9 protein-coding genes and 1 pseudogene are annotated in these 10,592 nt (G+C 68.4%); 9 read left to right on the top strand and 1 reads right to left on the bottom strand.

The genetic code is table 11. The features are described from left to right. From AC1DYX_RS22355 to AC1DYX_RS22320, 8 genes and pseudogenes are all read left to right on the top strand, one after another. A pseudogene (locus tag AC1DYX_RS22355) lies at positions 1–187 on the top strand (methyl-accepting chemotaxis protein); the annotation flags it as partial. A 272-nt stretch (positions 188–459) separates the two neighbouring features. After that, positions 460–900: a type VII toxin-antitoxin system HepT family RNase toxin gene (gene hepT, locus AC1DYX_RS22350; protein WP_477262906.1), complete on the top strand. Its 441-nt coding sequence runs from the start codon at positions 460–462 to the stop codon at positions 898–900. A gap of 124 nt (positions 901–1,024) precedes the next feature. Further along, positions 1,025–1,609 (top strand): DUF2760 domain-containing protein, encoded by a 585-nt coding sequence (locus AC1DYX_RS22345; protein WP_477262904.1) that lies wholly within the window; start codon positions 1,025–1,027, stop codon positions 1,607–1,609. Continuing rightward, positions 1,606–3,477, top strand: coding sequence for an Hsp70 family protein (locus AC1DYX_RS22340; protein ID WP_477262902.1), 1,872 nt, complete (start codon positions 1,606–1,608; stop codon positions 3,475–3,477). The genes AC1DYX_RS22345 and AC1DYX_RS22340 overlap by 4 nt, the downstream gene beginning before the upstream one ends. Further along, complete coding sequence (locus AC1DYX_RS22335; protein WP_477262900.1) at positions 3,474–6,311, top strand: Hsp70 family protein; 2,838 nt, start codon at positions 3,474–3,476, stop codon at positions 6,309–6,311. Before AC1DYX_RS22340 ends, AC1DYX_RS22335 begins: the two co-directional genes overlap by 4 nt. Before the next feature lie 99 nt (positions 6,312–6,410). Further along, positions 6,411–7,271, top strand: coding sequence for a glutathione-dependent disulfide-bond oxidoreductase (gene yghU, locus AC1DYX_RS22330; protein ID WP_477262898.1), 861 nt, complete (start codon positions 6,411–6,413; stop codon positions 7,269–7,271). A 198-nt stretch (positions 7,272–7,469) separates the two neighbouring features. After that, positions 7,470–8,159 carry a PRC-barrel domain-containing protein gene (locus AC1DYX_RS22325; RefSeq protein ID WP_477262896.1) on the top strand — a complete coding sequence of 230 codons (690 nt, stop codon included), beginning with the start codon at positions 7,470–7,472 and terminating at the stop codon, positions 8,157–8,159. A gap of 426 nt (positions 8,160–8,585) precedes the next feature. Beyond that, the gene (locus tag AC1DYX_RS22320) at positions 8,586–9,710 is read left to right on the top strand and encodes a glycosyltransferase family 9 protein (protein ID WP_477262908.1); all 1,125 of its coding nucleotides are present in this window, start codon (positions 8,586–8,588) and stop codon (positions 9,708–9,710) included. Between the two features lie 20 nt (positions 9,711–9,730). On the opposite strand, the gene AC1DYX_RS22315 is transcribed toward AC1DYX_RS22320, so the two are convergent. Beyond that, the gene (locus tag AC1DYX_RS22315) at positions 9,731–10,087 is read right to left on the bottom strand and encodes a DUF6404 family protein (protein ID WP_477262894.1); all 357 of its coding nucleotides are present in this window, start codon (positions 10,085–10,087) and stop codon (positions 9,731–9,733) included. Between the two features lie 235 nt (positions 10,088–10,322). On the opposite strand from AC1DYX_RS22315, the gene AC1DYX_RS22310 reads away from it, so the two are divergent. Next, on the top strand, positions 10,323–10,592 hold a 270-nt coding region (locus AC1DYX_RS22310), incomplete at its 3' end, for a helix-turn-helix domain-containing protein (protein ID WP_477262892.1).

Below are 10,592 nucleotides of genomic sequence, written 5' to 3'. Positions count from 1 at the left end.
CATCAGCACGGCCAGCCGCGAACAAAGCGCGGACATCCTGCAAGTCCACGCCAGCATCGGGCAGATGGAAGCCGTCGCCGAGCAGAATGCGGCGCTGGTCGAGGAAGCCGCTGCCGCGGCGGCGTCGCTGCAGGACCAGACCGAGGCATTGAACGGGGCGGTGGGGAGTTTCCGCCTGCTCGCGTAGGGTGGGCAGCTCCACCAACAACGGTAGCGCTGCCGCAAAGCAGCCGCTGCCCACGCGGTGATACGCGACGCCGGATATGTCGCGCCCGTGCCGGCGAACGTTGAACGCGTGGAGTCGGTCAGGCCGAGGGCCTGACCGACAAAAAGCCGCCCACCGGTCTGCGCATCCCGAGACAGGTTCATAGCGCCGGCCCCACTTGTGCGGCAGCCATGTTGTTCTTGTTGTAAGTTATCCCTTGAAGCGGGCCCTCCACGTCCCGCAGAGAGGGAACCATGGATCAAGACCTGCTGATCAGCAAGACGGGCACCATCGAGCGCTGCTGCAAGCGTGCCCGCGACGAATACGAGAAGGATCCGACCACCTTCGTGGGCGACATCACGCGCCAGGACGCGGCCACGCTGAACGTGATCCGCGCCTGGGAGGCCGCCGTGGAAATGGGCGATTACGTACTGGCCGAGCGCGGCCTGGGCCCGGCGCACGACGAGCGCGAGGTCATGACGCTGCTGGCCGGGCACGGCTGGATCGACCCGGCACTGGCCGAGGATCTCAAGCGCACGGGCGAGTTCTGCCGCGCCGAATGGGACCACCAGGCCGCCCCGCTGCCCGCGCTGGTGACCATCATCAAGCGCGGACTGGACGATTTCGAGGTGGTTGCACGCGCACTGGTGGCCCTCGCTGCCGAGTTTCCCGCGGACGACGGCGCGGCCGCCTGAACCCGCCAAATCGACGCCGTTGTCGAACTGATTACAGTCTAGCTGGTATCATGCGCCCTTTGACGAACCGTCGCCCGGGCAGCCCCCGGCGGCGGGCCTGCCAATCACCGTACGACACAAGAACATGAGCCAACCGACCAACCTGCCATCCTTCTGGAGCCGGCTGTCCCTTGCCTTCGGCGCCTTCTTCAAGACCCTGGGCGATGCCGAGTTCGCCGCGCGCGTGCGCGACGACCAGGTCGGCCCCATCGCCGCGCCTGCTCCCGCACCCGCACCAAAACCCGAACCGAAGCCGGCCCCGGCGCCCGCACCGGCCCCGCTGCGCATCGCCACGCCGGACGCCGCCCTGCAGCTGCTGGGCCTCCTGCAGCGCGAGGCGCGCCTGATCGACTTCGCCAACGAAAACATCACGGTCTATGCGGATGCCGACATCGGCGCCGCCGCCCGCCTCGTGCACGAAGGTTGCGCGCGCGTGCTGCGCGAGCACTTCACCATCGAGCCCGTGCGCGGCGAGCTGGAAGGCACGCGCATCACGCTGCCGGAAGGCTTCGACGCCGCCAGCGTGCGCCTGACCGGCAACGTGGTCGGCAAGGCGCCGTTCAACGGCACCCTGTCGCACCGCGGCTGGCGCGCCCGTGACGTGCGCCTGCCGCAGCTGGCGGATAAACACGACGCCAGCGTCATCGCCCCCGCGGAGGTGGAACTGTGAGTGATATCCAAACCAACGAAGCCCGCTACGCCATCGGCATCGACCTGGGCACGACGCACAGTGCGCTGTCGTACGTCGACCTGCAAGCCAGCGATGGCGAAAAAGCCGACCAGGGCGTGCTGGGCATCCCGCAGCTGAGCGGTCCCGGCACCGTCGAGCCGCTGCCGCTGCTGCCCTCGTTCCTGTACCTGCCGCACCCGGACGAGCTGGCGCCGGGCGACCTCGCGCTGCCGTGGACGAATGGCGAGGCCGCACCCGCGCAGTCCTATGTTGTTGGTGAGATGGCCCGTTCGCGCGGTGCAAGCACGCCGATCCGCCTCGTGTCGTCGGCCAAGAGCTGGCTGAGCCACCCGAGCGTGGACCGCCGCGCCGCCATCCTGCCGACCGATGCACCGGAAGAAGTCGAGCGCGTGTCGCCGCTCGCGGCCTCCACGCGCTACCTCGAACACCTGAAGGCCGCGTGGAATGCCGAGCATCCCGACGCGCCGTTCGACCAGCAGGCCGTCACCGTGACGATCCCGGCGTCCTTCGACCCGGCCGCGCGCGAACTGACGGCGGAAGCCGCGCGCAGCGCCGGCTATGGCAACCCCACCCTGCTGGAAGAGCCTCAGGCCGCGCTGTACAGCTGGATCCAGGGCAGCGGCGGGCGCTGGCGCAAGCAGGTGAAAGCCGGCGACATCGTGCTGGTCGTCGACGTCGGCGGCGGCACGAGCGACTTCTCGCTGATCGCGATCCTCGAGCGCGAGGGCAACCTGGAACCGCATCGCGTCGCCGTCGGCGACCACATCCTGCTGGGCGGCGACAACATGGACCTCGCCCTCGCCCACCTCGTCGCGCGCAAGCTGCAGGCCAACGGCACCCAGCTGGACGCGTGGCAGATGCGCGCCCTGACCTATGCCTGCCGCGGCGCCAAGGAACACCTGCTGGCGGACGCCGACGCGACCACGTGGCCGATCGTCGTGCCGAGCCGCGGCTCGAAGCTGATCGGCGGCTCGATCCGCACGGAGCTCACGCGCGACGAAGTCACGACGTTCATCACGGACGGCTTCTTCCCGCGCATAGACTCCAGCGCGCGCCCGGCCGTGCGCACGCGCGCCGGCCTGACGCAGGTCGGCCTGCCATACGCCCAGGACGCCGCCATCACGCGCCACCTGGCCGCCTTCCTCGGCCGCCAGGCCGGCGCGACGGCGGAGCTGGAAGGTTTTGACGGCAACGTCGATCCGGCCCACACCTTCCTGCACCCGAGCGCCGTGCTGTTCAACGGCGGCGTGTTCAAGTCGGACATCCTGGCCAAGCGCGTGATGGACACCCTCAACGACTGGCTGACCATGGAAGGCGCGGAACCGGCACGCATGCTGGAAGGCGCGGACCTCGACCTGGCCGTCGCGCGCGGCGCCGCCTACTACGGCTATGCGCGCCGCGGTGGCGGCGTGCGCATCCGCGGCGGCACGGCCCGGTCGTACTACGTCGGCGTCGAATCGGCGATGCCCGCGATCCCCGGCTTCGAGCCGCCGCTGGAAGCGCTGTGCGTGGCGCCGTTCGGCATGGAGGAAGGCACCGAGCTGGAACTGCCGGGCCAGGAATTCGGCCTCGTCGTCGGCGAGCCCGTGCACTTCCGCTTCTTCGGTTCGAGCGTGCGCCGCCAGGACCATATCGGCACCGTGCTCGAATCGTGGAGCCAGGACGAGCTGCAGGAATTGAACGAGATCCAGGCGACCTTGCCGGCGGAAGGCCGCACGCCGGGCGACGTGGTGCAGGTGAAGCTGCACGCGGTGGCCACCGAGTCCGGCACGCTGGAACTGGTGGCCGTCGCCCGTGACGGCCAGCGCTGGAAGGTCGAGTTCGACGTCCGCAGCACCGAGCAGTGACCCGCACGCCAGCAGCCCGCGTCGGCATCGACCTCGGCACCACCAACACGGTGCTGGCCTTTGCCGACGCCGGATCGGAACACGTCGCCACGTTCGCCATCCCGCAACTGGTGGCGCCCGGCGAGGTCGACACCGCGCCGCTGCTGCCGTCGAGCCGCTACCACCCGCTCGACGGCGAACTCGCCGAAGACGCCCTGCAACTGCCGTGGCAACAGCCGGACGTGGGCGGCGTGGCGCGCGTCGCGGTCGGCCGTCTCGCGCGGACGCTGGGCGCGGCATCGCCGGGGCGCCTCGTCGCCTCCGCGAAGAGCTGGCTGTCGCATCCGGGCGTGGACCGCACCGCGGCTATCCTGCCGTGGGGCGCGCCGGACGACGTGCCCAAGGTGTCGCCGCTGGCGGCCAGCGCCAGCTATCTTGCCCACCTGCGCGCGGCGTGGAATACGCAGCACCCCAAACGGCCGCTGGAAGACCAGCAGATCGTCCTCACCATCCCGGCCTCGTTCGACGAAGGCGCGCGCGCCCTCACGCTGGAAGCGGCGCGCCTCGCGGGACTGCCTCATGTGCGCCTGCTGGAAGAGCCGCAGGCCGCGCTGTACGACTGGCTGCAGCGCCACCGTGCCACCTTGGGCCCCGACCTCGCGGATGCGAAGCTGGTGCTCGTGGCCGACGTGGGCGGCGGCACCACCGACTTCACGCTGGTCAAGGTCGAGCTGAAGGATGGCGAACCTGCGCTGACGCGCATCGGCGTGGGCAACCACCTGATCCTCGGCGGCGACAACATGGATCTCGCCCTCGCCCACCTGGCCGAGTCGCGTCTTGGCGGGCAGGACGGCCAGCGCCTGTCGGCCGGCCGCCTCGCGCAGCTGACGGAACGCTGCCGCGCCGCCAAGGAACAGTTGCTGGCGTCGGACGCGCCCGACCAGGTGAACGTCACCTTGCTCGGCGGCGGCTCGCGCCTCGTCGGCGCCAGCCGCTCGGCGGCACTCACGCAGGACGACGTCGAACGCATCGTGCTGGACGGCTTCTTTCCGCTCAACGCCGCACAGGAAGGCCCGCAGCGGGCCCGGACCGGCATCGTCGAATTCGGCCTGCCGTATGCGAGCGACCCGGCCATCACGCGCCATCTCGCCGGCTTCCTGCGCCAGCATGCGCAGGCGGCGCGGGAAGCGCTGGGCATCGCCGACGACGGCCGCCTGCCCGTGCCGGACACGCTGCTGCTGAACGGCGGCGTGTTCCGCGGCGCAGCGCTGGCGCGGCGCCTGGCCGACCTGCTGTCCGCGTGGCGTGGCGCGCCGGTGCGCGTGCTGCACAATGCCGATCCGGACGTGGCCGTCGCGCGCGGCGCCGTCGCGTATTCGCTCGCGCGGGCCGGCCTCGCGCCCGCGATCGAGAGCGGGTCGGCGCGCAGCTATTACCTGCTGCTGGACGAAGGCCAGGGCGAACGCAAGGATGGCAAACTGAGCGCCGTGTGCGTGCTGCCGCGCGGCGCCCGGGCCGGCGAAGAGATCACGCTGACGGAACGCAGCTTCGCGCTGCGCGTGGGCCGGCCCGTGCGCTTCCACCTGGTGTCTGCCGTGGCCGGCGCGTCCGCGGCGGGCGATCTCGTCGATCTCGATCCAACCGACGTCGTGCGCCTACCCACAATTGCGACCGTATTGCGCGCCACGGAGCCGCGCGCGGGGGATGCCAAAACGGGGACAAGAGGTAGCGAAATTCCCGTGCGGCTCGCGGCCGCATTGTCCGAACTGGGCACGCTGGAGATGTTCTGCGTGGCCGAGGATGGCAGCGGCCAGCGCTGGCGCCTGGAATTCCAGCTGCGCGCCGAAGAGGACGCGCCGGCGGCAGAGGCCCCGCATCCGCAGCTCGACGAGGCCGTCAAGCGCATCGACCGCATCTTCGGCGCGCGCAACCAGCAGGTCGAGGTGCGCGAAGTGCGGCAGTTGCGCGGCGCGCTCGAACACGTGCTGGGCGGCCGCGACCGGTGGGAGACGCCGTTGCTGCGCCGCCTGTTCGACGTCCTGATGGAACGGGCGAAGGGCCGGCGCCGCTCGGCCGAGCACGAACGCGTGTGGCTGAACCTGGCCGGCTGGTGCCTGCGGCCGGGCTTCGGTGATCCGCTCGACGACTGGCGCATCCAGCAGTTGGGGGCCCTGTTCCCGGCGGGCGCCCAGTACTTCAAGGACAGCCAGGTGCGCGCCGAATGGTGGACCCTGTGGCGGCGCGTGGCGGGCGGCCTGTCGACGGAAGCGCAACTGCGCCTGCTCGACGACTTCGCCTTCAACCTGCAGGCCGAACCGGCCGACCGCGCGCAGCGTCCCGCCACGCTCGTCGACGGCAGCGAGGACGACATGCTGCGCCTGGGCGCGTCGCTGGAACGCATCCCGGCCGCGTACAAGGCCGAGATCGGGGACTGGATGGTCGGGCGCATCATGCGCGTGCCGTCCTCGCCCAAGCCCGATGCGAAATCGGCCGCCACCTATGCGCGCTATCTGTGGGCACTCGCGCGCGTGGGCACTCGCGCACCGATGCACGGCAGCGCGCACGAGGTGGCGCCGGCGGAAGCGGCCGGACGCTGGCTCACGGAACTCATGCGGCTGGACTGGAAGCGGATCGAACCGGCCGGCTTCGCCGCCGCCCACATCGCACGCAGGACGGGCGACCGCACGCGCGACATCGACGAGACGCTGCGCGCGCAGGTGTTGCAACGCCTGGCGGCCGTGGGCGCGCCGGCCAGCTGGTCTGCGCAAGTGCGCGACGTCGTCGAGCTGGACCAGGAAAGCCGCACGCGCATGTTCGGCGACGCGCTGCCGCCGGGGCTGAAGCTGCTGCGCTGAGTAGGGTGGGCACCCWGTGCCCACCCTACTCAGCGGCCGGCAAAAAGCCGGCGTTTCGGGCATCATCGCTTCTCCACCGAGTCACAGAGGAGATGCGCAATGGCCGACCATACGAACCCGTTCACGACCCCGTACGTCCCGCCGAAAGTCTGGTCCCCGGCGACGCCGTCGGGCGGTGCCTTCGCCAGCATCAACCGTCCGGTCGCGGGCAAGACCCACGAGCTGGAGCTGCCGGTCGGCAAGCATCCGTTGCAACTGTATTCGCTGGGCACGCCGAACGGGCAAAAGGTCACGATCATGCTCGAGGAACTGCTGGCCGCCGGCCACGCGGGCGCGGAATACGATGCCTGGCTCATCCGCATCAACGAGGGCGCCCAGTTCGGCAGCGGCTTCGTCGAGATCAACCCGAACTCCAAGATCCCGGCCCTCGTCGACCGCAGCGGCGCCACGCCCGTGCGCGTGTTCGAGTCCGGCTCGATCCTCGTCTACCTGGCGGAAAAATTCGGCGGCGCCTTCCTGCCCAAGGAGATTCCGGCGCGCACCGAGACGTTCAACTGGCTGATGTGGCAGATGGGCTCGGCGCCATTCGTCGGCGGCGGCTTCGGCCACTTCTACGCGTACGCGCCGGAAAAGCTGGAATACCCGATCAACCGCTACGCGATGGAGACGAAGCGCCAGCTGGACGTGCTCGACCGCCTGCTGGCCGAGCGCCGCTTCGTCGCGGGCGACGCGTACACGATTGCCGACATGGCGATCTGGCCGTGGTACGGCGGCCTCGTGCTGGGCGAGCTGTACGACGCTGCAGACTTCCTGTCCGTGCACCGGTACCAGCAGGTGCGCCGCTGGGCCGACGAGGTGGGCGCGCGGCCGGCCGTGGTCCGCGGCCGCAAGGTCAACCGCGTGCGCGGCAAGCCCGAGGAACAGGTGCCGGAGCGGCACGACGCGTCCGACCTGGACTGAACGCCCGGCACGGCGCCAAGCGGGCGTATCGCGATCCCGATTGGGACTAACATGATCCCGGTCGGGAAGGCATCCGCGCGATCGTCCAGCCATGATCGGGCACGATTGAGTGAACGCAAGCGCGTGCCGGATGATCCCTCTACCCTGAACGGATTGCCGCCCCGACGGCCCTGCAATCATCGACATCAGGAGGACGAGATGAGCTACGCAGATCGTGACAAATATGGCATGTACAAGGACACCGGCCAGCGCACCGGCCCCGGCCCGGCGCTGATGGGTGCCGACACCCTGATCGGCGACAGCGTCGTCAACGCCGCCGACGACGACCTGGGCGACATCAAGGAAATCATGCTCGACATGCAGACCGGCCAGGTCGCCTACGCCGTGCTGTCCTTCGGCGGCTTCCTGGGCATGGGCGACAAGCTGTTCGCCGTGCCCTGGCAAGCCCTGCACCTCGACACCGTCAACAAGCGCTTCGTGCTCGACATCGACAAGCAGCAGCTGCAGAACGCGCCCGGCTTCGACAAGCACGCCTGGCCCGACATGGCCGATGCGCAATGGGCCCAGCACATCCACAGCTTCTACGGCACCGACCCGACGCGCCCGGGGGCACCCAGCATGGGGCCGGACGTGGCGATGCGCGGCATGGTCGGCGGCGCCGGCGCGGGTGCCACGACAGGTTCGGGTGCCGGCACGGGCTCGATGGGCGCCGGTTATGCCGGCTCAGGCTCAGGCTCAGGTACTAGCACAGGCACAGGCACGGGCACGGGCACGGGCACGGGCAGCGCCATGCCGGGAGGTGGCGCGGGCGGCAGCCTGGATCCGCGTCCCGGCAATGCGGGCGGCGATACCGACCTGAGCAAGATCCGCGGCAGCAATCTCGGCTGACGTCGGACCGCACTGTATCAAATTTGCAACAAGCCCACCACGACCGGCAATGCCGGCCGTGGTGACGTGGTTACAACTTGTAACCTGAACAATGCTTCGCGCGCATGCAATCTGGCGGACTGACGAAATACAATATTGACTGATCAGCCTTACCGCATGACGCGGCATGCAATTCACACAAGCTTTACCCAACTTTACAGCACCGCTCTTTGCGTCCCAGCCCTCCGCCCTCTACAATCCGGGCGTCGCTAACGTCTTTACTGTTCACGGAACGTCCCACATGACCTTGTGCTTTTGTCTTGAACCATGAAAATCCCGAGTGAACAGACGTTGAACCTGGACGGCTGGCGCGGCCGGGCGCACCCGGACGCATCCATGGATTTCCAGCAAGCCGATCCGGTGGCCGACACGAACCGGCTGGCGGACATGCCCGCCCACACGGCGCTGGTCGACCGCGCGCTGCTGGCCCGTTCCGACAAGATTTTGTTCATCGTCCACCTGGCGTTGGGCGACTTCACTTACCTGCAGAGCTGCTTCGCCGCGTTCGCGCGCGCCTTCCCGCACGTGAAGATCCACCTGTGGGTCGACGAGCGCCGCCGCACGAGCCGGGCCGCGGACTGGCCGCACCTGAAAAAATACGCGCTGTACGACTGGCTGGCCGAGTGCCCGTATTTCGACAAGGTCTATAACGAAACCTACAGCCCGGCACTGTACGAGGCTTCGCTGCGGGAAGCGCAGCGCCAGGATTATCCGATCGTCGTGTCGCTCTCCGTGCTGGACCGGCACAAGTATGCGAGCCTGGCGCGCAAGATCAGTCCGTACGGCTTCGTCGTGGGCCAGAAGAAGCGCGTGCGGCCCTACGACCTGGTCAAGCATCTCATCTATCGCAAGCTGGACGCCTTCATTCCCGCCTACAGCGCGGCATCGCATCCGGAGCAGCACATCAGCGACATCTACGCCGACTGGTTCACGCAATTATTCGGCATCACGATCCCGCCCGAGGCCCGCTATCCCGTGCTGTCCATCCCCACGCGCTGGATGGATTACGCGCGCGAGCAGTTCGCCGCCTGGGGGTTCGAAGGCGCCACGGGGACGAAGATCGTATTCGTGAATGCGTACTCGAAATCGGTCGAGCGCTGCTGGCCGCTGGAACGGATCATCGAACTGATCCGCASGATGCGGCAGGAACCTGCGTGGCGCGACGCCGGCTTCATCGTCAACGTCGTCCCCGAAGACCTGGCGAACGCCCGCGCCCTGTTCGCCGACCAGGACCTCGCGCGCACCCATTTGTTCAGCGCCGAGGACAATTTCTTCCAGCTACCGGCCATCCTCAGCCTGTGCAAGCTGATCATCTCGGTCGAGACGGCCGTCATGCACCTGGCGAACGCCGTGCACGTGCCCGTCATCGCCCTGATGCGTCAAAAGAATCCGGAATGGGCGCCGATCGACAGGCACAACAGCACCGTCATCACCGTGGCCCGGCGCGACGACTGGGTCGACAAGATCGGCGTTGCCGAGGTGATGGCGGCGCTGCCGGCCGGCCTGGCCTGACCCCGCAAGCGGATGCGCCGTCATCCGCGACCGAACGATTCCCATGCGGGCAGCGAGAACTTCCTGCGGTCGCGCTCGTAGAACCATGCCATGAGCAGGCCGAAACAGGCGCCCGCGACGGTTGCCGCGAGCGCGTCGTCGGCCGGGCCCCGGCCCTGCCGCGACCACATCAGCAGCCATATCAGGCTCCCCCAGATGACTGCGAACCAGGCGCCAAAGGACACCGCGACTTTCGCGAAGCCCATGTAATGCGGCGGCGGCACCTGGATGCCGATCTTCCACAGCAGCCGGAACAGCGGCGGTTCGTAACGATGGCGCGGCAGGCCGCGCTGCGACAATACAACAAGCGAACGGTGCAGTTGTAATTGGAATTCCATGATCCTGGGCGCGCTGGTTGACACATGCTTCTACCATATCAGGCTTTGCGCATTCGGAAATTAGCGTATTGTCACAATCGTGACATTGCCGTTCTTCCAAACTTACGCGACGCTAGCCATAGAGTTGGTGCTCGAATGTGTCGATAGGTGCACCGACCGCGCACATGCTCTGACGACACCTGGAACTTGTTCAGCATGCTTTGGTCCAACGCCCTACTGAACGGAATCCACGATCATGCTCCTGTCCCACCGGCTCCGACTCGATCCGACACCTGCGCAGCGCGACTATTTCGCGCGCGCTGCCGGTACCGCCCGGCGCGTCTGGAACTGGGCGCTCGCCGAGTGGAACCGCCAGGTCGCTGCCGGCCAGAAACCAAATGCGATGGCACTGAAGAAGCAGTTCAATCGCATCAAGTATTCGGATCCGGACTGGCTGGACGACGACGGGCAGCCCTGGCTGCGCACCATCCACCGCGACGCCCACGCGCAACCCTTCGCGAACCTG

The organism is Massilia sp. P2_C2 (assembly GCF_056404615.1).
The sequence above is the reverse complement of the archived record's forward strand: the minus strand, read 5'-3'. Positions and strand labels throughout refer to the sequence as shown.